This window comes from Corynebacterium ammoniagenes DSM 20306, assembly GCF_001941425.1.
GTDB lineage: Bacteria > Actinomycetota > Actinomycetes > Mycobacteriales > Mycobacteriaceae > Corynebacterium > Corynebacterium ammoniagenes.
The window spans coordinates 1,338,988-1,362,914 of sequence record NZ_CP009244.1; the positions used below are offsets into that span (position 1 = coordinate 1,338,988).

Below are 23,927 nucleotides of genomic sequence, written 5' to 3' on the forward strand. Positions count from 1 at the left end.
CGCAAAAGGAGCGCACATGTCAGAAGCAATCGCCGCCATTTCGGTCAATTACGAGCCGTTTTCCTGCCCCGCAGGAACAGCAGTGGGCGCAGCAATGAGGGAACTGGGCTTGCCCAATAAAGGCCCAGAGGCGGTTGTGGTGGTTCGTGATACTGAGGGCACACTCAAAGACCTCGCGCACGTTCCTACCGAAGACAGCGTATTTACTCCAGTTGCCGCATGTGAAGAAGATGGCCGCGCCGTTATCCGCCACTCGTGCGCGCATGTTTTGGCACAGGCAGTGCAGGCAGAATTTCCTGGCACCAAGCTAGGCATTGGCCCTGCAATTGAAAACGGCTTCTACTACGATTTCCAAACTGAGGAGCCGTTTACGCCTGAGGACCTCAAGGTCATCGAAAAGCGCATGAAGAAGATCATCAAAACCGGTCAGCGGTTTGAGCGCGGTGTGTTTGCCTCGAATGAAGAGGCCGCTGAGGCGCTGCGCGATGAGCCTTTCAAGCTGGAACTGGTGGAAGATAAGGGCAACGTTGACCCGAACTCTGATGAAGCCACCGAGGTGGGCTCTGGTGAGCTGACCTATTACGATAACGTCAACCCACGTAGCAATGAGGTGGAGTGGTCAGACCTATGCCGCGGTCCACACATTCCCACCACCAAGTACATTCCAGCGTTTACGCTGACCCGTTCTTCCGCTGCGTACTGGCGCGGCGATCAAAACAACGCTGGCCTGCAGCGCATCTACGGCACCGCCTGGGAATCCAAGGAATCCCTTGAGGCGTACCAGATGATGATGGAAGAGGCCGAAAAGCGCGACCACCGTCGTCTAGGTGCTGAGCTTGACCTGTTTAGCTTCCCCGATGACCTAGGCTCCGGCCTGCCGGTATTCCACCCCAACGGTGGCATCGTGCGCACGGAGATGGAGGAGCACTCGCGTCGTCGTCACATCGAAGCTGGCTACTCCTTTGTCAACACCCCGCACATCACCAAACAAGACCTCTTTGAGCGCTCAGGTCACCTGGGCTTTTACAAAGACGGCATGTTCCCGCCGATGCACGTCGATGCCGAGTATGACGCTGAGGGCAACGAGACCAAGCCAGGGCAGGATTACTACCTCAAGCCCATGAACTGCCCGATGCACAACCTCATCTTTGACACCCGTGGTCGTTCCTACCGCGAGCTACCACTGCGTCTATTTGAGTTCGGGAATGTCTACCGCTATGAAAAATCTGGCGTTATCCATGGCCTGACCCGTGCACGTGGCTTTACCCAGGATGATGCGCACATCTACTGCACCGAAGATCAGCTCGAAGAAGAACTCACCTCAGTTCTAGACTTCATTATTTCCTTGCTGCAGGACTACGGCCTGGATGATTTCTACCTAGAGCTGTCCACCCGCGATCCCAATAAGTCCGTGGGTTCGGAAGAAATCTGGGAGCGCTCGACCGCGATCTTGGCGCGCGTGGCAGAAAAATCTGGCCTGGAGCTCGTGCCTGACCCAGAAGGCGCTGCGTTCTACGGCCCGAAGATTTCCGTGCAGGCTCGCGATGCCATTGGTCGTACCTGGCAGATGTCCACTGTGCAGCTGGACTTCAACATGCCGGAGCGCTTTAACCTGGAATACACCGCATCCGATGGCTCAAAGAAGCAGCCAATCATGATTCACCGCGCGCTGTTTGGTTCCATCGAGCGCTTCTTCGGCGTCCTGCTGGAGCACTACGCCGGTGCATTCCCAGCATGGCTGGCACCGCACCAGGTCGTGGGCATTCCAGTCTCCGAAGACAACGTTGGCCACTTGGAGCAGGTGATTGCGAAGCTGTGTAAAAAGGGTATCCGCGCGGATGTTGATACCTCTGATGACCGCATGCAGAAAAAGATTCGCAATCACACCACCGGCAAGGTGCCGTTCATGCTGCTCGCCGGAGCCCGTGACGCGGAAGCAAATGCGGTGTCATTCCGCTTCCTCGATGGATCCCAAGCCAATGGCATCGACGTGGATGAAGCAGTTGAGCTGATTGCCAACTGGGTTGCCCAGCGCAATAACGCCCAGCCCAACCAGGAAAATATTGAGGCCTACCGCAGCCAGAACGCCTAGGCAGCGTGCTTTGCTGGTTTAAGCTGTGCCTTAATCCAGCAGGCTCGTGCCTGACCCCACCCAGAGTTACTCACCGCTGTTGTCGGTGAACAGAAAGGACACCTCCTCCGTCATGGCCAATTCCTCCGCACCACGTGAGCACGAAGGACACGAGGGCTCCGATGTATATGTGGACTCGGGGGTGGGGGAGCCAGACCGTTTAGAACGGATTTGGGCGCCATTTCGCATGGCGTACATCAATAAACGCACGAAAGATCCGTTTGTTGAAGCACCGAAAAAAGACGATGAAGAGGCATTAATCATCGCCCGCGGGGAGTATGTCTACGCCCTTTTGAACCTCTTTCCCTATAACGCGGGCCACCTCATGGTGGTGCCGTACCGCAAGGAATCCAATTTCGAAGATCTCACCGACGACGAGACTGCTGAGCTGATGGCCTTTGTGAAAAAGTCCATTCGCGTGCTCAAAAAAGTATCTCGGCCCGAAGGAATCAACGTCGGATTTAATCTCGGCAAGGCTTCAGGCGGGTCTGTGGGAGACCATCTTCACATGCATGTCGTGCCGCGCTGGTCTGGGGACAGCAATTTTATGACTATTCTTGATGGCACGAAGGTCTTGCCGCAGCTATTAAAAGATACGCGGCAAGTCCTTGCCGATGGCTGGCAAGAAATTGAGTTGGAGGATCAGCGGATGGAGACGTCAAGAATGGAGAACCCCCGTGCTTAGCGTCCATGGGCGCAAGCCCGCGGCAGTGTTTGTTGAACCTGTCGCCCGCACCTTCCTGAAAATAGGTCTCACGCCCAATGCAGTCACGCTTATTGGCACCTTTGTCACCATCGCGATTACCGTGACGCTGATTCCGAGTGGGCATCTTTTTGCCGCAGCGGTCTTTTCCGGTATCTTTGCCGCTTTTGACATGGTCGACGGCACCATGGCGCGTTTAAGCGGCGGCGCAACGAAGTTCGGCGCGACGCTGGATGCCAGCTGCGACCGGATTACCGATGGCGCGCTGTTCGCTGCCATTATTTGGTACCTGATTTACCAGGACCATGCACACCCCGCCACCATCTTTGCGGCCCTTGTCGTACTCGTGACCTCCCAGGTCATCTCGTACGTCAAGGCGCGTGGCGAAGCCTCCGGCTTTTCCATGATCGGCGGGCTTATCGAACGCCCTGAGCGTTTGATCCTCGGTCTCGTTGGCATTGGTCTGGAAGGACTTGGCATTCCGTATATCCTCCCCATCAGCCTGTGGCTATTGGCGGTTGGTTCTTGCTACACCGTATACCAACGCTTAATGCAGGCTTATAAGCAAGACAAAGAGGCAACAAGCACCGCTAAAGGTGCGCAGCCAGCATCAGGGGGATGATGGTGAAAAAGGAAGATCTTTCCGCCGCAGGCTATTTCGCCGGCTGGTCCGTAGTCAAGCATTTACCCTTGCCTATTGCGAGATGGCTATTTACCAAGGTCGCAGACAAGGTCTCTGACAACGGCAAAGGTATGGAGCAGCTGCGCCGCAATCTCATGCGTGTGGTGGGGCCAGAAAATGTCACGCGAAAGCTAGTGCGTGATTCCATGCGCTCATATATGCGCTATTGGATGGAAGCTTTCCGTCTGCAAAGCATGCAGAAAGATCCAGGTTTGCACAGCCAACTACTTGCAGGTTTAGAGGGCAAGGAGCTTCTCGATGCCTCCTTGGCCTCACCACACGGCACTATCCTGGCGCTAACGCATAGCGGCAACTGGGATATGGCCGGGGTGTTTTTGGTAGGTTATGACGGTCCTTTTACCACGGTTGCGGAACGGGTAAAACCGGAAAGCCTTTTTGAAGCATTCGTGGACTATCGCGAATCTTTAGGCTTTCGAGTCATCGCCTTGACCGGTGGGGACCAACCTCCCTATGAACAACTGAAAAAGGCCTTGGAAGCTGGGGAAGTGGTGTGTCTGCTCAGTGAACGAGACCTCACCCGCAGTGGCGTGGAAGTCGATTTCTTTGGCGAGCCCTGTTCGATGGCCGCGGGCCCAGCACTTTTAGCCCAAGAAACCGGCGCTAACCTCCACGCTGTGCACTGCTTTTTTACCGATGAGGACGAAGGCGTACAGCCTGGGTGGAAAATGACGGTCTCAGAGCCGCTTGCGGTGACAGACACGCAAGGCACCACGCAGCGCATCGCGCAACAGTTTGAGAAATTTCTGCGGCGCCGTCCGCAAGATTGGCACATGCTGCAGCCGCAGTGGACTGCTGACATTGAGGCACGTCGACAACGCCGCGCTGCTCGCAAGTCCAAGCAGCAGAAAGAATAGGGGCGAGGTATGCGTATTGGTTTAGTCTGCCCGTATTCTTTTGATGAACCGGGGGGCGTTCAAGCCCACATGCTTGATTTAGCAACCGTGTTTATTGAACAAGGGCACTTCGTGCAGGTCCTTGGCCCGGCGTCAAAAGACACTGATGTCCCAGATTTCGTTGTCAAAGGCGGCGGCGCTATCCCGATTACCTACAATGGCTCGGTCGCGCGCTTAGCCATTGGCCCGCACGTGACCCGACATGTGAAAAAGTTTATTCGCGATGGCAACTTCGATGTCTTGCACATCCACGAGCCCAATTCACCGAGCTACTCCATGCGCGCCCTAAGCCTGGTCGAAGGCCCGATCGTGGCAACGTATCACGCCTCGGCAGCCAGTTCACGCGTGCTGCAAATTTTTCGCCCCGTGCTCAATCCCATGCTGGAAAAGATTCGCGGTGGCATCGCCGTCTCGGAAATGGCCCGCCGCTGGCAGGTAGAACAGCTCGGTGGAGATCCCATTCTCATTCCCAATGGCGTGGACACCTCGGTGTATGCGGCAGCGCGCCAGCACCATGTCAGTGCCAGCGCGGAGCTAACCGCGCCAGATGTTGACGGAGGCACCGTAGACACTGAGGGCCACGACCAAGAGAACAACCGTTTAGAGATTGTATTCCTGGGCCGCCTGGATGAGTCGCGCAAGGGACTGGACGTTCTCCTCGATGCGCTTGAGCATATTCATCGCCCCATCCGGGTGACGATTATGGGTGGCGGCCACGCGCGCTCGCGCCCTGGTGTGGATTTTGTTGGACGCGTATCTGATCTAGACAAGGCCACCATCTTGGGGCGCGCGGATATCTATGTTGCGCCGAACCGGGGTGGTGAGTCTTTCGGCATCGTGCTGGTGGAAGCCATGGCTGCGGGATGTGCCGTGATTGCCAGTGACTTGGAAGCCTTCGCCGCAGTCTGTGACGCCGATTCTGAGCAACCCGCTGGGTTGCTGTTTAAAAATGGCGACTCCCGGGACTTAGCTGCAAAAATCACGCACCTGATCGATAATGAACACGAACGCAAACAACTTATTGCGGCTGGTGTCGAACGAGCGCAGCAATACGATTGGGACCACGTGGCCGCTGCGGTGATGCAGGTGTACGAAACCGTCCAAGACGGCACCAAAGTTCGGATCGGTTAATTGCTATGACTACTTTTTTGCTCGTTCTCGGCGCGGTCATCATCACCATTGCTGCGCTGTGGGCGGTTTTTACAGCACAGCGGCTGAATACTTTGCATATTCGCACTGACGCTGCTTTGGCGCAATTACAAGCGATGTTAGACCGTCGCGCGGCGGTCATTGGCGCATTGATCCCGTCCCTGGCGCCAATTACTACGAAGACAGAAGCCGTTCCGCTTCGGCACGGGAAACTAGGGGAGCGCTCGCAATTAGAACGCGAGCTCAATGTCCAAGTGCAGCAAGCTGTAGCCTCCGATGAGAGCCTTGTGCACACGATTTCTTCTAATGCTCAGTTAGTCGATGCCGAAACTCGCGTGCAATTGGCGCACCGCTTTTACAATGAAGCGGTGGCTGATACCCGAGCCCTGCGATTGCGCCCAGCCGTGCGTCTATTTCGCCTCGGCGGTACCGCACCGCTTCCTGATTTCTTCGAGTACTCTTTTCAACTCGATTACTCATAACACTGTCCAGCAGATTGCTGCCCTGCATAACTCCGCCCAGCAGATTGCTGCCCGGGATAGCGATTTACTGCGGCGAGCTCTGCGAAGATTCGGCTGATATAGCTTGCGGCGAGGCCTTGGGCCTGGAAGCAGTGTCTGGGTGTGCCGAAGCGTCGCGAGCAGATGCTTCGCTAGTCGATGCCGTGTCCGTGTCTGGCGTACTCGGCGTTGCCGTGCTCGGGTTTGCCGCGCTTGGCGACGCCACGCTGGCAGGTACAGCGTCTTCAGTATCAGCACCTGGGGTCGGTGCTAGTGGGGTCGACGCTGGCGAGGATTCAGCTGACGGGTCGTGCTTGCTCATTTTCCAATCGCACCAGGTTTCCAACGCGAGCCAGATAAGCGCGAGCACCGCCATGACCACGATGAGAATATTGCGCAGCCCGAGTGCTGCAACCGGAGCATATTCAACTCCGACGTCTTGCCAAATAAAGTTGTAGTTGGCCGGATAGACAAAAGAACCCAAGCCCGCGCAGACCAACGTTAGCAGCGCTAGCAGCGCCAAGAGCACGCGTATTACGATGCGGGTTTTAGGCGTTCCCGCCATCTTCGGCTGACGGATGGCAACCGCAAGCAGCGGGCCGAACCACACGATGTACTGCGGGGAAAATACCTTATTGGTGGCAATGAGCAATAAGACCATCACAGCAAAAAATGCAATGGTGCTGCGTGGGTGCCACGTGCCCACGAAAAAGCGCCATAATGCCCACAGCAGGGCAAATGCGATAGTCGCAATCATGGCGCAGATGGACCACGTAATCGCCTGATCCACACCTGGCCCGGAGATTTCAAAACTCTTGGAGCTGGCGTATCCCATCTCCCAACGCTCAGGTTCAAAAAACGCTTGATAGATAAAAGGCGTCGCGGGGATGGATTCAATCTGCAAGCCGCGGTTTTCTTGATACGTCAACGGACTGATCAAGCGATCCCAGCCGCGGGTGAATACCGTGACGGCACATAGGGCAATCAGCGCGCCGAAAAAGCTTAATAAGCGCAGCCACGTCTTACCCTTGGTTAAACGTCCAACGAGTCCCGCGGCTAAAACTCCCGGCCACAGCTTCATGGTGGTGGCAAAGGCAAGCAGGGCGGCGGCAATATTAGGCCAGCGTACGATGCAGGCGGCCGCTGCTGCCACGGCAAGAGCTGGGAAGATGTCCAGGCGCATATAAAACACTTGCCCGGTTAATGTGCCAAAAAATACCCACAACCAGCCGGCGTAATATACCCGCGAATTGTTTTGATGTCCGCGAAGAACAAAGGCGAGGAAAAGTGCATCGAAAAGCATGCACATCAACACAAACGCGATATAGAAAGCGTCTATTCTATTGCCGATTAAAAAGGTCAGTACCTCAACCGGCCACGTGCCGGCATGCGGATACTCCGTCATCATCGTGGGGTCATCGCCGAATTCCCCGTAGAAGTAGTAGGCGACATCGCCGCGCGGAGAATAGTCATTCAAAATGATGAGCCCGAGGAGGATCCGGGCGATCACCCAAGCTGTCCACACCGCCGGAACGGTAGCGACAAGTCGCTTTAAAATTGGCATGCGTCCATGGCCTTTATGTGATTGAGAAAACAACGGGGAAGAGGAAAGGGTTCAACAATCCAGCGTAGGTTAGCTGGTCTGTCCTTCAATAGCTGATTCCACATCCACAGGTGGGCCAAGCATCAATAGCACGCTAAAGACGATGACAACGAGGATGAACACGATAAGAATGGAACGAACAGGGTGGCGTACCACCTGCGCCAAAATCACGTCGAAGAAACCTTGTGGCTTTTCATCGCGGTTGGTGTAGCGCCAACCACCTTCCAATAGTCCCTTGCGGTCAGCCCAGATAGCAAAGGGCAACGCGGCCCACGGAATAACGGAAACAACAAGACCCAGAATGCCGATGCCAAAGGGCCAGCGGTTGTTAATCCAGACCAAGACGGTGATGAACATAAAGCATAGGAAGCCAAAACCGTGGATTCCGCCGGCGATGGGAACGACGGCTTCGGTAACTCCTGAGTACTTAAGGATCATTCCCACAATGAGGAAGGTCCAGGTAAACATTTCCAGATAAGCGACTACTCTATGCAGCTTCTTCGGCATCATATCCAACATGGTAACCAATGAATGTGCATATTGATGCACTGGACAGGCTGCCAGGGGTTTAGGATTGCTCACATATGATTGCTGGATTCATCTACCGTGGATCATTTCAGGAAACCTAAGGAGTATTAAGTGTCTGCTAGCGCCTCTCAGTCAGTTCACGACGTAGTGGAGATGAAACCCCTCGGCGAGGACATGTACCAGGGGCCGGCTATCCCTACTGCGTTTACCCGCACTTTTGGCGGCCAGGTGGTGGCCCAGGGGCTGCGTGCGGCGCAGCTGACCGTGGATGGGAAAAATACACACTCGCTGCACTGCTATTTTCTCGAAGGTGGCGTGGCTGCCCAGCCGATTGATTTCCGGGTTGAGCGCGTTCGCGATGGTCGCTCTTTCGCGGCACGGCGCGTGGAAGGGTACCAAAACGGCAAACGCATGATGATTATGACGGCGAGCTTCCACCATGACCAAGATCGTGGGCCTGAGCACGCCACACAGATGCCACAGGTGCCCGGTCCCGAAGAATCCATTGATCACTTGGAAATCCGTCCCCAGGCAGCGAAGAAGCGCGCGTTAGATTGGATGGACTGGGATATCCGAGCGGTACCGGAAGACAAGCTGAGCCACGAGCAGATCCACCCGGCCGGGCAGGGGACTCATCAGTATCTCTGGTTTAAAAACACCAGCGACATGGACTCTGACCAAGCAGTGCACCAGGCGGCGCTGGCATATCTTTCGGATATGACCTTGCTCTACACCGCTTTGTTGGATCACCCGGCCCAAGAGTTGCAAGTAGCGAGCTTGGATCACGCCATGTGGTTTCTACGCCCCGTACGTGTCGATGAGTGGCTCTTGGTGGATCAATACTCCCCATCAGCCGGAGGTGGCGTGGGCTTGACCAAGGGAAATGTGTTTAACCAAGCTGGGGAATTAGTAGCCGTGCTATCTCAGGAAGGCCTGCTTCGCGCCAAGCACTAGCTGCACGAGAGATAAACCCATCACTCGTTTTTCCGTGGGGCACAATACTGAGAACACAAGAAGAACGTATAGTTGATACAGAGCTAAAATTTCACGTACGAAAGGTAACTTGAATGGCAGGCCACTCAAAGTGGGCAACTACGAAGCATAAAAAAGCAGCGAATGACGCTAAGCGCGGCAAGGAATTCGCAAAGTTAGTCAAAAATATCGAAGTTGCAGCGCGAACCGGTGGCGGTGACCCGGCAGCCAACCCAACCTTGGACGACATGATCAAAAAGGCCAAGAAGGCCTCCGTCCCCAACGACAACATCGAGCGCGCGCGCAAGCGTGGCTCCGGTGAAGAAGCCGGTGGTGCTGACTGGGAAAACATCATGTACGAAGGCTATGGCCCGAACGGTGTCGCCATGCTGATCGAGTGTCTGACAGATAACCGCAACCGCGCGGCAACTGAAGTCCGCACCGCGATGTCCCGCAACGGTGGCAACCTTGGCGAATCTGGCTCGGTGTCATACATGTTTACCCGCACCGGCGTTGTTGTGGTGCACAAGGGCGAACTGGACGTCGATGACGTAATGATGGCGGTCTTAGAGGCAGGCGCCGAAGACGTTAATGATTTGGGTGAGGTCTTTGAGATCACGTGCCAGCCAACCGACATTGGCCCAGTCAAAGAAGCCCTCGCTGCAGCAGACATTGAAGTCGAGGACTCTGATCAGGACTTCCGCGCTTCCGTCGAGGTTCCCCTTGGTGTGGAAGAAGCGAAGAAGGTCATGCGCTTGATTGATGCTTTGGAAGATTCTGATGACGTTCAAAACGTCTACACCAACATGGATCTCTCTGATGATGTCATCGCTGCTTTGGATGAAGACTAGCTAAAACAAACCTCATCTCGGTGCACCTACGTCCCACGTCATGGGCATAGGTGCACTTCTTTGTTTGCTGGGTATGGTAGAACATATGTGTGAGGAAATGGTGTGCGCGAAGGAAACTGGCATACCTTCTCTAAAATCAGCACCAAAAAGATCGCGGCGGTAAAGGACGGTACGGCAATTGAACCTTGAGGGTTTGCGTGTCATGGGCATCGACCCGGGATTGACCCGCTGTGGTTTGTCTGTTGTGCAAGCAGGTCGAGGTCGCGCCGTCATCCCGATCTCAGTGGGAGTTGCTCGGACCCCGCCAGAAGAAGATCTAGCAAAGCGCCTGCTGCGACTTTCTACTGCGGTCGAGGAGTGGATGGATGACTACAAGCCAGATGTGGTCGCCATTGAAAGACTTTTTGAACGCGGCAATGTCTCAACCGTGCTGCACACTGCACACGGCGTTGGCGTGTTGATGTTGGCGGCCGCCAAGCGGGATATTCCGGTGTATATGTACACCCCGTCTGAAGTGAAAAAGGCGATCTCCGGCAATGGCCGGGCAGATAAAAAGCAGATGACCGTGATGATTACACGCATTCTCGGATTAACGGAGGCTCCCAAACCAGCCGATGCCGCCGATGCTTTAGCGCTGGCAGTATGTCACTGTTGGCGCGCCCCAGTTATTCAGCGTGCAGAAATTGCCCAACAGCAGTTGAAGAAATTGGACGAAGAACGCCGTAAACAAGCGTTAAAGAAATAGTTGGAAATCACCTCGCTGTAGCTATTTCTAAACCACAGCGAAACCACCAACCTTTGAATAAGGCAGTAAAATACAACCCGAGTCTTCGGGGTGGAATAGATAATGAAACGGAGCTAGAAATCACGTGATTGCATCATTGAGCGGCGAGGTTTTATCCATCGCATTGGATCACGCTGTCATTGAATGCGGCGGAGTCGGCTACCAATTCTTAGCCACACCGAAAACTTTGGCAACCTTGATCCGTGGGGACCATGCCCGGGTCATGACATCGATGACCGTCAAGGAAGATGCCAGGACTTTGTATGGCTTTACCAACGATGAAGATCGCGCGATGTTTCATCAGCTACAGGCAGTGTCTGGGCTTGGACCCAAACTTGCCATCGCTTGTTTATCAGTTCTTGATGCTCGTGAAATTGCCGTGGCGATTAGCAACGGAGATGCCAAGAAACTGCAGACCATTCCGGGTGTTGGCAAGCGGATGTCAGAGCGTATGGCGCTGGAGTTAAAAGATAAGGTCAACAACTTTATTGGCACACCGGATGCAAGTGATAGTGAAACCACCGCCACGCAGACGGGGCTGCCGGTTGGCAGCGGCGCGATTGTCGATACCGTCGTCGAAGCCCTAGTTGGATTGGGCTTTACTGAAAAGGCCGCGCGTCCGGTAGTAGAAAGCCACGTGGCAGAATCGAAAACTCCAGAGAAATTGGAAACTGCCACCGTGCTGCGCGCCTCGCTGTCCGCTTTAAGCGGTAGTAAATAAGGGCGAGGAAAAGAAAAACAGGGAAAGTAAGGACACCACATGTCGGATGTAGAACGCACTGAGTTCCAGCTTCCGGACGACGCTGCGCGCCCGATGCCATTGCAACGCAATGAAAATGTTGAGGCAGAAGTCCAAAACGGTGAGCATGATGTTGAACGCTCACTACGCCCGAAAGGTTTGGACGAATTCATCGGCCAGCCCAAGGTGAAAGAGCAGCTTTCCCTGGTTCTTACCGGTGCGAAAAATCGTGGGGTAACCCCAGACCACGTCCTGCTATCGGGCCCACCAGGTTTGGGTAAAACCACCATGGCCATGATTATTGCCCAGGAAATGGGCACGAGTTTGCGCATGACCTCCGGCCCAGCACTCGAGCGTGCCGGCGATCTGGCAGCGATGTTGTCGAATCTGATGGAAGGCGACATTCTTTTCATCGACGAAATTCACCGCATCGCGCGTCCGGCAGAAGAAATGCTGTACATGGCGATGGAAGATTTCCGTATCGACGTCATCGTGGGTAAAGGCCCTGGCGCAACCTCCATTCCTTTGGAGATTCCGCCCTTTACCCTAGTGGGTGCAACCACCCGTGCCGGCATGCTGACTGGTCCGCTACGTGACCGTTTCGGCTTTACTGCTCAGATGGAGTACTACAACAACGACGACTTGGAGCACGTGGTCACACGCGCGGCCCGGATCCTGGGCGTGGAGATTGATAATGACGCGGCCGTCGAGATTGGCTCACGCTCACGTGGCACCCCGCGTATTGCCAACCGGCTTTTGCGCCGTGTGCGTGACTTTGCTGAAGTAAATGGTGATGGGCATGTGGATATGGCAGCAGCGCGCGGTGCATTGGAAGTCTTTGACGTTGACCATATGGGCCTAGACCGCCTTGACCGTGCGGTGCTGACCGCACTGATTAAAGGCCATGGTGGTGGGCCGGTAGGCGTTAATACTCTTGCGATTGCCGTGGGTGAAGAACCTTCGACTGTCGAGGAAGTGTGTGAGCCGTATTTGGTTCGTGCGGGAATGATTGCACGCTCTGCTAGGGGACGTGTGGCCACTCGTTCGGCTTGGGAGCATTTGGGTATGACTCCGCCTGACACGGCCGCCGGGCTTTTCTGACGTAGAGTCCGACCCAGATAATCAGACTGGATGTTCGCGTGTAGAGAACAAGCCTGCGCGGGACAGAGACTTTGGCAAAGTTCTGGCAGGATGGAAATATTATGGAATTAATCTTTCTTGCAGTAATCCTTGTCCTTTTCCTTCTCCCTAGTATCCTGATCGGACGCAAGCAGCGCCAGCGTCAACGCCAGGTCGTTGAGTTTCAGCAAAGCCTGGTTCCAGGCCAGCGTGTAGTAACCGCCGGTGGCATTGTCGGGACTGTGGTCTCCACCAATAACAATGCTGTGGAGCTAGAAGTAGCGCCGAATGTCATTATGACTTTTGAACGCATGGGTATCCTTCGCAGCGCAGATGCACTGGAAACCGCCGGAGGAACCGGGGGAGCAGCTGTCGATAATCAGCAGCCAGCCGGTGAATCTATCCCTAACTCTCAGTCTTTTGATGATCGCGGAACCCATCCTGAAAATTATCCGCAGAATCCAGAATCTGGTCATTCCGATGATGGCGACTATGGCACGTTCCCAGAATCGAAGAACTAGCAGATAATAAGCATATAAACGCACCCGCGTGCCGTTCCTGTTTGGAATGCCGCGGGTGCATTTGTGATCCATCAACGACATTCCTTGCAGAAGTCCCTTGGTTGCTTACCTGCGGGGATTTGTGGTTAGGGCGTAGCGCTTCTCACATGCTCCTCAAAATGCCAAGGTCGGGTGCGGCATTGCCAGAATAATGACGTACGATGATGGTTTGTATTTGGTCATCATGACGCGCAGGAATATTTGCTGCACGCGCAAGGGCCACAAAGCTAGATAGTCAATAAAGTCAATCAGTGGGAGATTAGCCTTGTCCGCTCCTCATCGCGGCGCGATCAGTAACAAAAGTCGCACCTGGCCGAAACGCGCATTGGCGCTTTTCGGCCTCATAGTGATCGCTCTCTACGCATTAGTGCTTTTTACTGGTGATCGTTCGCTAAGCCCCAAGCTTGGCATCGATCTTCAAGGTGGTACGCGCGTAACGCTGGTACCTCAAGGTGAAGAGCCCACCCAGGATCAGCTGTCACAAGCGCGCAATATCTTGGAACAGCGTGTTAACGGCATGGGCGTCTCCGGCGCCGAGGTTGTCACCAACGGCAACACCCTGGTGATTACCGTGCCGGGTGAAGACACCACGCAGGCGCAAGCTGTAGGTGCGACTTCTCAGCTGCTGTTTCGCCCCGTAGCTGAGCAGCCAATGCCAGACCCAGCAGCGCTGGGAGAGACCATCGAAGACATGGCTAATCGATGGGTCGAATATGACGTGCTGTCTGTGGAGAGTGCGAATGAAACCCTCAAGCAAGTTGATGATGCCGTAAGCCCAACCACAGAAGATGAAGGTGCGGATGCAGACGATGCTGACTCTGATGCACCGACGGTGACCGCCGAGCCGATGCCAGAACCGGAGAACTCTCTGGAAGCTGCTGAACGCCGCGATGAGATGACTGAGATGTTGTTGAAAGACCGTCAGTCAGAAGACCCGACTGTTCAGGCCGCGGCACTGTCATTGATGCAGTGTGATGCAGAGACTGACCCGCTGGCAGGTGCAGATGATCCTGCCTTGCCGTTTGTCACCTGTGACTACGCCAACCAAGCTCCGTACCTCTTGCACCCAGCACCGTTGCTCAATGGCGTCGAGGATCCAGCAGGGCCACGGTTGACCGGTAATGAAATTGATACCGACTCGCCAATTAATGGCGGTCTTAACCCCCAGAGCGGTCAGATGGAGATTAGCTTCTCCTTCCAGACCGGTGATGGTCCTTCCGGTTCGGACACGTGGGCGAAGTTGACCGAAGAGTACTTGCAGCAGCAGATTGCCATTACCTTGGACTCCGAAGTAATTTCCGCACCCGTTATTGAAGGTGTTACGCCATACGGTTCCGCGACATCTATCACGGGACAATTTACGCAGGAAGAAGCCCAAAGCCTGGCTAATAACCTGCGCTACGGTGCGTTGCCACTGTCCTTTACCGGCGAAGACGGAGAATCCGGTGGTACCACCGAAATCGTGCCACCATCCTTGGGCAAGACCGCTCTTGAAGCCGGCCTTATCGCCGGTGTAGTCGGCCTGATTTTGGTCGCTGCGTACTCCATCTACTACTTCCGTGCACTGGCCGGGGTTTCCCTGATTACCCTCGTAGGCGCAGCCATTTTGACCTACGGCTCCATCGTCTTGTTGGGTCGTTGGATTGGCTACTCCCTGGACTTGTCAGGTATTGCCGGTTTGGTCATTGGTATTGGCGCCACAGCAGACTCGTTCGTTGTTTACTTCGAACGAATTAAGGACGAATTGCTGGATGGCAGAACCTTCAGATCCGCGGCAACCAAGGCCTGGGAGCGAGCTCGCTCCACCATTATTACTGGTAACGCCGTTACCTTAATTGGTGCCATTGTGGTCTACATGCTGGCTGTCGGTGAAGTTAAGGGCTTTGCCTTCACCCTTGGTCTGACCACCGTATTCGACATTATTGTCTCCTTCCTCATCATGGCTCCATTGATGCAGTTGGCTGCGCGCCGACCAGCATTTGCCAAGCCATCGATGAACGGCTTGGGCGGCATCTTTGCACTGGCCGAAGAACGCCGCGAGCAAGGCTTCTTCTCGTCGGCGCATAAACGCCCAAGCACCGAGGAAGCCGCTGATGATGCTACTGAAGACGAAGAACCAGTAAATAAACTTCGAAGCGTTGTAGGACCTGCATCCACGAATGCGGGGGCGTCTGAGGCATCCGATATACCCGAAAGCGGGGATTCGAACTCCGCCAAGCCCTCGGATCAGGACTCCCAGGAGGAGAAATAATCATGGCTGCAAAGAAAACTAAGATTTCCCGCATGGATCGCCTCTATCTCGATGAGGGCGGATTTGATTTCATCAGCCGGTCCAAGACGTGGTACTCCATCACCGTTGGTCTATTAGTAGTAGCGATTGCCGCTATCGCTATCCGCGGGTTTACTCTCTCGCTTGATTTTGAGGGCGGAACTAAAGTCAGCCTGCCTGCAGCTGATCTCAATGAGCAGGCCGTTTCGGAAGTCTTCCAGGAATCAACGGGCGTGGAGCCAGAACAAGTCCAAATTGTTGGCAGCGGTGACTCTGCGACTTTGGAAGTTAACTCAGAGCGCTTGTCAGAAGAACAAGCTGATGCTGCTCGTCTAGCTATTTATGAAGAGTTTGAGCCGGTAAACCCATCAGGTGAGGCCACTCCTGATGCCGTGGGCGTGTCCACTGTCTCTGAATCGTGGGGCTCGACCATTACCCAGCGCATGGTCATCGCGATGATCGTCTTTCTCGTCATCGCGACCGCATATGTTGCATTCCGTTTGCAGCGGACCATGGCACTCGCAGCAATTATTGCGTTGATTGCGGACGGCATCATCATCGCCGGCATCTATGCGCTGTTTGGCATGGAAGTCTCGCCCGCAGTAATTATTGGTCTGCTCACGGTATTGACCTTCTCCATCTATGACTCCGTGATTGTCTTTGACAAGGTCAACGAGAATACGGAGGGGATTACGGGGCAAAGAAGCCGAACGTATGCCGAGCAAACAAACTTGGCGATTAATCAGACAGTGATGCGTTCAATTTCGACCTCTGTTATTTCGGCGCTGCCAATTATTGCGCTGTTTGTAGTCGCTGTCTGGATGATGGGCATTGGTACACTACGTGACCTTGCATTGATTCAGCTCATCGGTGTCATCGAAGGTATCTTCTCCTCGATCTTCTTGGCGTCACCACTGGTGGTGACCTTGGCTAATCGCAGCAAGAAGATTAAAGCGCACAATAAAGAGGTCGCGGAATACCGCGCAAACGCGCAATATAGCGATGAGGATGCAGATGCGACCGGCTCCAAGCGACAGGTGGTTTCACCGACCACGCCAGCAAGCAACTTGGAAGGAACTCAAATTTCCAATACTGGTTCTTCCTGGCGTCCAAGACGCTAGAGCCAAGCTATAGCTTGCTCACGAATTACGTACAGCACCGCTTTCCGGCGGTGCTGTTGGCTTTATAGCTGCTGTATTAGCCGAGATCATTTTCATTGGTTATTGCAGGGCTGCAGTAGTAAAATTCCTGCTTTGTGAAGGAGACATGTGCCATGACTAAAAAAGCGGTATCGGCGCTAGATTCATCGGCTACACCACCGCACCGCCCGCGTGCGTGGCGCAGCCGGGCTGGTGTAGCAATCCTGGCTGCATCAACAATGCTTTTAACAGCATGTTCCTCCGGCGAGGAGCAACCAGGCGATCAGGAGCTCGGGCCTGCGGAAAAGAAGGCCTCGGAGTATCCGGGATACCTTGCTAACTCCGAGCTGACTACCGCTAACGCTGGAACCGCGTTCGGTACCGCATCCGTGGCATCACAATTGTCAGCGCGCTTATACCCCGGGGCATTCGTCTCTGGTCCCACGGGCCAATTCGTTCCCAATTCAGATTTGGTGACCACCGAAGAGTGGATGGAGGGGGACCAGCGCAATGTTTTGTACACGATTGCTGAAGACGCCAACTACTCCGATGGCACGCCGGTAACGTGTGATGATTTCTTGCTGTCGTTTACAGCGGGGCAGATGCAGGAATTATTTGGCTCGAATATGCCCATGATGGACCAGGTCGAATCCGTTGCGTGTGCGCCTGAGAATAAGAAGTTCTTAGTAAAGTTTCAGCCGGGCCAAGGCGGACAGTGGCGGTCCATGTTTGGCCCGGGAACTGTTATGCCAGCGCACAAGATTGCTGAGCGTGCAGAAATCAGCAGGGAAGAATTGGTCAACGCCTTATATTCCCAGGATCCCAGCCAACTTGGGCGCATCGCCGAAATCTGGCGCTTCGCTTTTGGTCTAGAGCATTTCACGCCAGAAATGCATGTCTCGTACGGGCCTTTCGCCATCGACAGCGTGGGCGAGCAGGGAGAGGTTCTGCTCAAGCGCAATGAGAACTATTACGGGGACCCAGCTGCGCTGGAAAACCTGGTGGTATGGCCAATTGACGCGGATGTAGCAGAAGTAACGCAGCAAGATAACTTGTTGGTTGCTGACGCAGCAGTGTCTAAGCCCAAGTGGTTTGATAGTGAAACCATGTCAGATGACTTCGAAATTGAAGACGTCGTTGGCGATCTGACAGACTCACTTATCTTTTCTGACTCGGGAGTCTTTGAACAGCAGTGGGCACGCCAAGCATTTGCGGCCTGCATCGACCAAAATGAGATTGCAAAGGTCAGCTCCGATGCTTCTGGAGTCGATGTCCCGCCGGTATATACCCACGCCGTCAACCACAATGACCCCATGGCGCGAACCTTGTCTTCTGTGACGGAAGAGCACAAAAAGACAGACCTAGAAAAGGCCGGCCAGCTGTCGGGAATGACCATTCGCATTGGCTATCTCGGCGAAGATGAGCGCCTACAAGCCATGGTTGATTCCATTCGCCAGCAGTGTGAGCCCGCAGGTATCACCGTGGAGGAAGTATCCGGTGGCAATGTCTCTGCTGCATTCCTTGAGATGGACCCAGAAACCTGGCTTCCCAGCATTGATGCCTTCTTAGGGCCTATCGATGCGCGCACGCAGTACGGAGTCAACTCCGCGAGCTTGGCGCGCGTTGATGAACTCCGCGATGAAGAACGCCACCTCTGGGAGGACCTGCCAGGGCTTCCTCTATCCGCAGAGCCACACACCTTCTTTATCTCTCCGCGTTTAGCTAATGCGGTGCCATACACTGGCAGCACAGGCATTGGCTGGAACATGGACCGCTGGTATGTCCAAGATGTTCCAGAGTCTGAACAACCATCGGGAGATGATTCAGAGGGGGAGAGCTCTGAAAGTTCTTCGGCCAGTTGATAGTCTGCTTGTGCAGCATTAAGTCTCTTAAAAGCAATCCAGGAGGCTTCATGCTTTTATTTTGCGCAGACACCCCGCGTTTCCCCTCTCAGAGATTAGGTCCTAAGGTTTAACACCGTGAACTCAAAGTATTCCAATGCCATCGAAGCCATCCAGGATAAAATCCGCTACGTTCAAGACTTCCCGGAAAAGGGTGTGCTCTTTGAAGACCTCACTCCGGTCTTAGCGGATGCGGATGCATTTTCCACCGTTATTGATGGCCTCGCAGATGCATGTGAAAAGCTCGGCGCTGACCTAATCGCCGGGTTGGATGCACGCGGGTTCCTTTTGGGCTCGGCTGCTGCCTACAAATTGGGCACCGGAGTGCTTGCTGTGCGCAAGGCTGGCAAGCTGCCGCCACCAGTTCTGCACCAGGAGTATTCGCTGGAGTACGGATCAGCAGCGTTGGAGATCCCCGCAGACGGGGCAGTCATTAAGGGCACCAAGATTGCGCTTGTCGATGACGTCTTGGCCACCGGCGGAACCCTTGCCGGGGCACGCCAGCTCTTGGAAACTGCTGGTGCCGAGGTCGTAGGTGCCGTCGTGGTCTTGGAAGTTGATGGCCTGGGCGGCCGCGAGAAGTTCGGCGACCTTCCAATTAGTGTGCTGAATGCCACAGCAGATTAAGACGCGCTAAACTAGATTCATTAGGATTCGGTATAGGGCCTGATGTTTGCATCGAAGCATCGCCAGCCGAAGAAGTAGTGAGTGAAAGGGCGCACATGACGAACAACAAGTCGACGAAACGCCCAGCCGGAAGTGGCGTTCGCAGTATGTCAGCCCGCCTTGCGCGCTCGCTGACAGGGGGTCGCGTCAAGGTAAATCCGGTCTTGGATCCGTTGCTGTCTATCCACCGGCAGTTTCATCCTCGCGCTGATGTTGAGTTGCTCAACAATGCCTATTCGACAGCGGAGACTTTACACGAAGGAGTCTTCCGCAAGTCCGGTGAGCCGTACATCACCCACCCGCTGGCAGTAGCTACCATTACGGCCGAAATCGGTATGGACACCACCACCGTGGTCGCAGCATTGCTGCACGATACGGTCGAAGATACCGATTACTCGCTGGATGATTTAACTGCGGATTTTGGTCCAGAGGTCGCCCGCTTGGTCGACGGGGTGACCAAGCTGGACAAGGTCGCGCTTGGCGCGGCTGCGGAAGCAGAGACAATCCGCAAGATGATTGTCGCGATGGCTCATGACCCGCGTGTATTGGTCATCAAGGTTGCCGACCGGTTGCACAATATGCGCACCATGCGCTTCCTTCCGCCCGAGAAGCAGGCAAAGAAGGCTCGTCAGACTCTCGACGTCATTGCACCCTTGGCACACCGCTTGGGCATGGCAAACGTCAAATGGGAGCTGGAAGACCTTGCTTTTGCCATCTTGTACCCGAAAAAGTACGACGAAATTGTGCGCATGGTCGCAGACCGAGCGCCCTCGCGTGATCGGGCTCTAGCGGAGATCAAGGAGCAAGTAAGCTCCGCGCTAAAAGACAATGGCATTGACGCCGAAGTTATGGGCCGGCCAAAGCACTATTGGTCTATTTATCAAAAGATGATCGTGCGTGGCCGGGACTTTGCAGAAATCTTTGACCTCGTCGGTATTCGTATCCTGGTCGACGATGTCAATAATTGCTACGCCGCCATCGGTGTCGTCCACTCTCTGTTCCAGGCGCTACCTGGCCGGTTCAAGGACTATATTTCCGCTCCACGGTTTGGTGTGTATCAGTCTTTGCACACCACGGTGATTGCTGGCGAATCCACTCTGGAAGTGCAAGTACGTACGCACGAGATGCACTACAACGCCGAATTCGGCGTGGCTGCTCACTGGCGCTACAAGGAAATGAAGGGCAAAAACTCCGGCAATAGCGAAGAGATCGATCAGATGGCGTGGATGCGCCAGCTGCTGGACTGGCAAAAAGAAGCTGCGGATCCCAATGAGTTTTTGGACTCGCTGCGCTATGGCCTGACCTCCCAGCAGATCTTTGCATTCACGCCCAAAGGTGATGTCGTCACGCTGCCTGCCGGTTCAACTCCCGTGGATTTCGCGTATGCAGTCCATACTGAGGTTGGCCACCGCTGTATCGGCGCGAAGGTCAACGGCAAGCTGGTGGCTTTGGAATCGGAGCTGAAATCCGGTGACAAGGTAGAAATCTTTACCTCCAAAGATGCCAACGCCGGCCCATCCCGCGACTGGCAGGAATTTTTGGTCTCGCCACGCGCTAAGGCCAAGGTGCGCCAGTGGTTTGCCAAGGAACGCCGTGAAGAGCACTTGGAAGCTGGCCGTGATGCGCTAGCGTCCGAGGTACAGCGCGGTGGTTTGCCCATGCACCGCCTATTTACTGCAACGTCAATGAAGCAGGTGGCGGAACAGCTGCATTTCGACGATGTCGATTCTCTGTACACCGCGATTGGTGCAGGGCATGTCTCTGCTCAGCATGTTGCTAACCAGCTCATGGCGCTGTTTGGAGACCAAGAAGACGCTGTCGATGCATTGGCGTCTCGCACTCCGTTGTCGGAGCTGGAAAGCTCGCGTGCGAAGCAAAGGCAACAAACTGCGGATTCCAGCAGCGGCACCGGCATTTTGGTCGAAGGTAGCCCAGACATCCTGGCTAAGCTCGCGAAGTGTTGTCAGCCCGTCCCCGGAGACGAGATTTTCGGCTTTGTCACTCGTGGCGGTGGCGTGTCGGTGCACCGAGCCGATTGCACCAATGCGGAAAAGCTCAAGAGCGAGCCGGAACGCATGATGCAGGTCGAATGGGAGCAGGGCAAGTCTTCCTCGGGTGCCTTTGCTGCGACCCTGCAACTAGAAGCGCTGGATCGTCAAGGCCTGCTCTTTGAGGTTACGAAGGTGTTTACCGAGGCGAAGCTGAACGTGTTATCGATGAGTTCGGTCAGGGGAGAAGACCATATTGCGACCTTGCAATTTACCTTCTCCGTATCGGATACGAAGCAGCTCGGTTCGCTGATGACGACGCTGCGTAACACTGAAGGCGTCTTTGATGTCTACCGCGTCACCGCCTAAAAAGGGGTAGTAATACCCCCGCGGGGTGGCAGGTAGATGACGACTCGGTGAACTGTTTCAATCTGTGAGGTAAAAGCACAGGTGGGGCTGAAAAGTTGGGCTGCCGAGTTGTTTTAAAGGCGATATAAAGACTCCTGTAAGTAAACTCTTATTATTCTCACAGGAGAACTCGTGTCTAAGTTCCGTCGTTTCGGCCGTCTACTCGCCGCAACCACCGTTTCCGCCACCCTTGTAGTTGGCGCCCCAGTGGCCTTGGCTCAAGAAGGTAATGTTGTTGATTTCTCGGTCACCAATATCACTGACTTCCATGGTCACCTTTCCGCTCAAGAACTGCAGGATAATCCTGCTGATTCCGAAATGGGTGCAGCCAAGCTGAAGGCACTGATTGACTACGTCAATCAAGACCAGGAATACGTCATGACCACCTCCGGCGATAACGTAGGCGGCAGTGCATTCGTCTCCGCTATTGCAGACGACGCGCCAACCTTGGACATCCTCAACATGCTTGGTGTGCAGGCCTCGGCTGCCGGTAACCATGAATTTGATAAGGGTTACCAGGATCTGACCGGTCGCATTGCGGAAGCGTCAGATTATCCAATCCTGGGCGCCAATGTGACCCTGAATGGTCGGCCTTTATTGGATGCCTCTGAGGTCGTTGAAGTGGACGGCGTCAAAGTTGGTTTTGTCGGCACGGTAACAACCTTGACCAAAGATAAGGTTTCTCCCTCTGCGGTTGAAGGCGTGGAGTTCTCCGATCCAGTTGAGGCTACTAACCGTGAAGCAGACCGATTGACCGAATCTGGTGAAGCCGATGTTGTTGTCGCGCTGATGCACGAAGACGCTGAGCAATACGCTGCTGGTTTTAACGAGAACGTGGATATCCTCTTTGGCGGCGATTCCCACCAGCGCAGCAGCGGGGAAGTGCCACGTGAAGGAGCGCTACCGCTGTATTGGGCGCAGGGACATGAGTACGGCAAGGTCTTGCAGGATGCGGACATCTCCTTTAACAAGGACACGGGCGAAATCGAGTCGATTGATATCACTCAGTATGACCGCAGCATGCCCGAGGTCGAAGCACTGGAACCAGATGCTGAAGTAGCAGCGCGAGTAGCTGCTGCGGAAGCAACCGCGGAAGAGCTCGGTGCTGAGGTCGTTGGGCACATGGACCGAGCGACCTACCGTGGCCAAGACGAAGGCGCGGGCTCTGGTTCTAACCGTGGCGTTGAATCTACGTTGAACTCTCTGATCGCGGATGCCAACCGCGCTTCGGTGGAAAAGCAGGTAGGCGCCACGATTGACTTAGGCATCATGAATGCTGGTGGCGTCCGTGCAGACCTTCCTGCAGGCGACGTTACTTTCCAAGACGTGTTGACCGTTCAGCCCTTCGGTAACTCCATTGCCTATGGCACGCTAGCGGGCCAGGACATCTTGGATGCTCTGGAAGCACAGTGGCAGCCTGGCAATTCTCGTCCACGCTTGGCCCTCGGATTGTCGGCAGGCTTTGAGTATGCCTATGACCCAACGGCTGAACAGGGCCAGCGCGTTCTTTCTGCCACTCTGGATGGGGAAGAAATCGATCCGGCTGGAGAGTACACCGTGGCAACGTCCACCTTCCTCTTCGACGGTGGCGACAGCTTCCAGTCCCTAGCGAATGTCCAAAACCTCACTGATGTGGGCTACATGGACTACTCGGTGCTCAATGATTACATTGCGGATGGAGCTGAGGTTCAGGAAGGCCAGTCCGATATTGGTATCACGACCGAGGGAACGCTGGCTGCAGGCGAGGACGTGACGTTTAACCTCACCTCGCTGAACTACACCATGGCAGAAGATCCACAGGCGACTACTGCAACCGTCAAGGTGGGAGACATTGAGGAAACCGCTGCGATCGACACTGCTTGGAATGCCGACGAAGATGGCCAGAAAAATGAGTTTGGTCGCGCCACAGTCGAATTGACCCTGCCCGACAATGTTTCGGAAAATGATCTTGTCACTGTTTCCACCGACGCTGGCACTGAGGTCACCGTGCCACTGAGCGCATTGGACGGCGAAGGCGCCCCGGTAGGTGACGGTAATACCGGAACGTCCTCCGGCACCTCCCAGGGCTCGTCTGCTGCGGCTGGCATCGCTGGAGTATTAGCAGCAATCGCTGGTATCGCGGCGTTTGTTGGCCTAAGCGGACAGTTTGATCAGTTTGTTCCTGCGAATTTGCAGCGTGCCCTCGATGATCTGCGTCGTCAGATTGATCAGCTCAACCCCATCAAATTCTAAAATCACGATATGACAAAGACGGCGCGTAGCTAATCAAAGTACGCGCTGTTTACGGGCGGGTGGATCTTCCTTACCAGGGGAGAACCACC

General features: G+C 54.8%; 20 protein-coding genes. 18 read left to right on the forward strand and 2 right to left on the reverse strand.

Annotated elements, in window-relative coordinates:
- Positions 1–16 precede the first annotated feature (16 nt).
- From thrS to CAMM_RS06195, 6 genes are all read left to right on the forward strand, one after another.
- The gene (gene thrS / locus CAMM_RS06170) at positions 17–2,092 is read left to right on the forward strand and encodes a threonine--tRNA ligase (protein WP_003845623.1); all 2,076 of its coding nucleotides are present in this window, start codon (positions 17–19) and stop codon (positions 2,090–2,092) included.
- A 112-nt stretch (positions 2,093–2,204) separates the two neighbouring features.
- A complete protein-coding gene (locus tag CAMM_RS06175) occupies positions 2,205–2,816 on the forward strand; it encodes an HIT family protein (RefSeq protein ID WP_003845625.1) in 612 nt (203 codons plus the stop codon).
- Entirely contained in the window at positions 2,809–3,456 is a 648-nt protein-coding gene (gene pgsA, locus CAMM_RS06180) for a phosphatidylinositol phosphate synthase (RefSeq protein WP_003845627.1), read from the forward strand. Before CAMM_RS06175 ends, pgsA begins: the two co-directional genes overlap by 8 nt.
- Positions 3,456–4,391, forward strand: coding sequence for a phosphatidylinositol mannoside acyltransferase (locus CAMM_RS06185; RefSeq protein ID WP_040354629.1), 936 nt, complete (start codon positions 3,456–3,458; stop codon positions 4,389–4,391). Before pgsA ends, CAMM_RS06185 begins: the two co-directional genes overlap by 1 nt.
- A gap of 9 nt (positions 4,392–4,400) precedes the next feature.
- Positions 4,401–5,561, forward strand: a complete 1,161-nt coding sequence (locus CAMM_RS06190) for a glycosyltransferase family 4 protein (RefSeq protein ID WP_040354511.1) — start codon at positions 4,401–4,403, stop codon at positions 5,559–5,561.
- A 5-nt stretch (positions 5,562–5,566) separates the two neighbouring features.
- Positions 5,567–6,061 carry a hypothetical protein gene (locus tag CAMM_RS06195; protein WP_003845634.1) on the forward strand — a complete coding sequence of 165 codons (495 nt, stop codon included), beginning with the start codon at positions 5,567–5,569 and terminating at the stop codon, positions 6,059–6,061.
- Between the two features lie 64 nt (positions 6,062–6,125).
- On the opposite strand, the gene CAMM_RS06200 is transcribed toward CAMM_RS06195, so the two are convergent.
- Positions 6,126–7,643, reverse strand: a complete 1,518-nt coding sequence (locus CAMM_RS06200; protein ID WP_003845636.1) for a hypothetical protein — start codon at positions 7,641–7,643, stop codon at positions 6,126–6,128.
- 69 nt (positions 7,644–7,712) lie between these two features.
- Positions 7,713–8,192, reverse strand: a complete 480-nt coding sequence (locus CAMM_RS06205; protein WP_147581117.1) for a DUF3817 domain-containing protein — start codon at positions 8,190–8,192, stop codon at positions 7,713–7,715.
- Positions 8,193–8,321: 129 nt separating this feature from the next.
- On the opposite strand from CAMM_RS06205, the gene CAMM_RS06210 reads away from it, so the two are divergent.
- From CAMM_RS06210 to CAMM_RS06265, 12 genes are all read left to right on the forward strand, one after another.
- Entirely contained in the window at positions 8,322–9,164 is an 843-nt protein-coding gene (locus CAMM_RS06210) for an acyl-CoA thioesterase (RefSeq protein WP_171974889.1), read from the forward strand.
- Positions 9,165–9,277: 113 nt separating this feature from the next.
- A complete protein-coding gene (locus CAMM_RS06215) occupies positions 9,278–10,033 on the forward strand; it encodes a YebC/PmpR family DNA-binding transcriptional regulator (RefSeq protein ID WP_003845641.1) in 756 nt (251 codons plus the stop codon).
- Positions 10,034–10,211: 178 nt separating this feature from the next.
- The gene (gene ruvC, locus CAMM_RS06220) at positions 10,212–10,778 is read left to right on the forward strand and encodes a crossover junction endodeoxyribonuclease RuvC (protein ID WP_040354514.1); all 567 of its coding nucleotides are present in this window, start codon (positions 10,212–10,214) and stop codon (positions 10,776–10,778) included.
- Positions 10,779–10,902: 124 nt separating this feature from the next.
- Positions 10,903–11,538 (forward strand): Holliday junction branch migration protein RuvA, encoded by a 636-nt coding sequence (gene ruvA / locus CAMM_RS06225; protein WP_003845644.1) that lies wholly within the window; start codon positions 10,903–10,905, stop codon positions 11,536–11,538.
- A gap of 39 nt (positions 11,539–11,577) precedes the next feature.
- Positions 11,578–12,657: a Holliday junction branch migration DNA helicase RuvB gene (gene ruvB, locus CAMM_RS06230; protein ID WP_003845645.1), complete on the forward strand. Its 1,080-nt coding sequence runs from the start codon at positions 11,578–11,580 to the stop codon at positions 12,655–12,657.
- 101 nt (positions 12,658–12,758) lie between these two features.
- Positions 12,759–13,196, forward strand: a complete 438-nt coding sequence (gene yajC, locus CAMM_RS06235; RefSeq protein ID WP_003845647.1) for a preprotein translocase subunit YajC — start codon at positions 12,759–12,761, stop codon at positions 13,194–13,196.
- 304 nt (positions 13,197–13,500) lie between these two features.
- A complete protein-coding gene (gene secD / locus CAMM_RS06240) occupies positions 13,501–15,486 on the forward strand; it encodes a protein translocase subunit SecD (protein ID WP_040354515.1) in 1,986 nt (661 codons plus the stop codon).
- 2 nt (positions 15,487–15,488) lie between these two features.
- Positions 15,489–16,625 (forward strand): protein translocase subunit SecF, encoded by a 1,137-nt coding sequence (gene secF, locus CAMM_RS06245; RefSeq protein WP_003845651.1) that lies wholly within the window; start codon positions 15,489–15,491, stop codon positions 16,623–16,625.
- 152 nt (positions 16,626–16,777) lie between these two features.
- Positions 16,778–18,505 (forward strand): ABC transporter substrate-binding protein, encoded by a 1,728-nt coding sequence (locus CAMM_RS06250; RefSeq protein ID WP_232051046.1) that lies wholly within the window; start codon positions 16,778–16,780, stop codon positions 18,503–18,505.
- Between the two features lie 117 nt (positions 18,506–18,622).
- Positions 18,623–19,171 (forward strand): adenine phosphoribosyltransferase, encoded by a 549-nt coding sequence (locus tag CAMM_RS06255; RefSeq protein ID WP_003845654.1) that lies wholly within the window; start codon positions 18,623–18,625, stop codon positions 19,169–19,171.
- Positions 19,172–19,266: 95 nt separating this feature from the next.
- Positions 19,267–21,567, forward strand: coding sequence for a RelA/SpoT family protein (locus CAMM_RS06260; protein WP_040354519.1), 2,301 nt, complete (start codon positions 19,267–19,269; stop codon positions 21,565–21,567).
- Positions 21,568–21,738: 171 nt separating this feature from the next.
- Positions 21,739–23,838 carry a bifunctional metallophosphatase/5'-nucleotidase gene (locus tag CAMM_RS06265; protein WP_003845658.1) on the forward strand — a complete coding sequence of 700 codons (2,100 nt, stop codon included), beginning with the start codon at positions 21,739–21,741 and terminating at the stop codon, positions 23,836–23,838.
- Positions 23,839–23,927 lie beyond the last annotated feature (89 nt).

Coding starts and splice junctions, on each gene's coding strand:
- thrS (WP_003845623.1), top strand. CDS start 17: ATGTCAGAAGCAATCGCCGCCATTTCGGTCAATTACGAGCCGTTTTCC.
- CAMM_RS06175 (WP_003845625.1), top strand. CDS start 2,205: ATGGCCAATTCCTCCGCACCACGTGAGCACGAAGGACACGAGGGCTCC.
- CAMM_RS06185 (WP_040354629.1), top strand. CDS start 3,456: ATGGTGAAAAAGGAAGATCTTTCCGCCGCAGGCTATTTCGCCGGCTGG.
- CAMM_RS06190 (WP_040354511.1), top strand. CDS start 4,401: ATGCGTATTGGTTTAGTCTGCCCGTATTCTTTTGATGAACCGGGGGGC.
- CAMM_RS06195 (WP_003845634.1), top strand. CDS start 5,567: ATGACTACTTTTTTGCTCGTTCTCGGCGCGGTCATCATCACCATTGCT.
- CAMM_RS06200 (WP_003845636.1), bottom strand. CDS start 7,643: ATGCCAATTTTAAAGCGACTTGTCGCTACCGTTCCGGCGGTGTGGACA.
- CAMM_RS06205 (WP_147581117.1), bottom strand. CDS start 8,192: ATGATGCCGAAGAAGCTGCATAGAGTAGTCGCTTATCTGGAAATGTTT.
- CAMM_RS06215 (WP_003845641.1), top strand. CDS start 9,278: ATGGCAGGCCACTCAAAGTGGGCAACTACGAAGCATAAAAAAGCAGCG.
- ruvB (WP_003845645.1), top strand. CDS start 11,578: ATGTCGGATGTAGAACGCACTGAGTTCCAGCTTCCGGACGACGCTGCG.
- yajC (WP_003845647.1), top strand. CDS start 12,759: ATGGAATTAATCTTTCTTGCAGTAATCCTTGTCCTTTTCCTTCTCCCT.
- secF (WP_003845651.1), top strand. CDS start 15,489: ATGGCTGCAAAGAAAACTAAGATTTCCCGCATGGATCGCCTCTATCTC.
- CAMM_RS06250 (WP_232051046.1), top strand. CDS start 16,778: ATGACTAAAAAAGCGGTATCGGCGCTAGATTCATCGGCTACACCACCG.
- CAMM_RS06260 (WP_040354519.1), top strand. CDS start 19,267: ATGACGAACAACAAGTCGACGAAACGCCCAGCCGGAAGTGGCGTTCGC.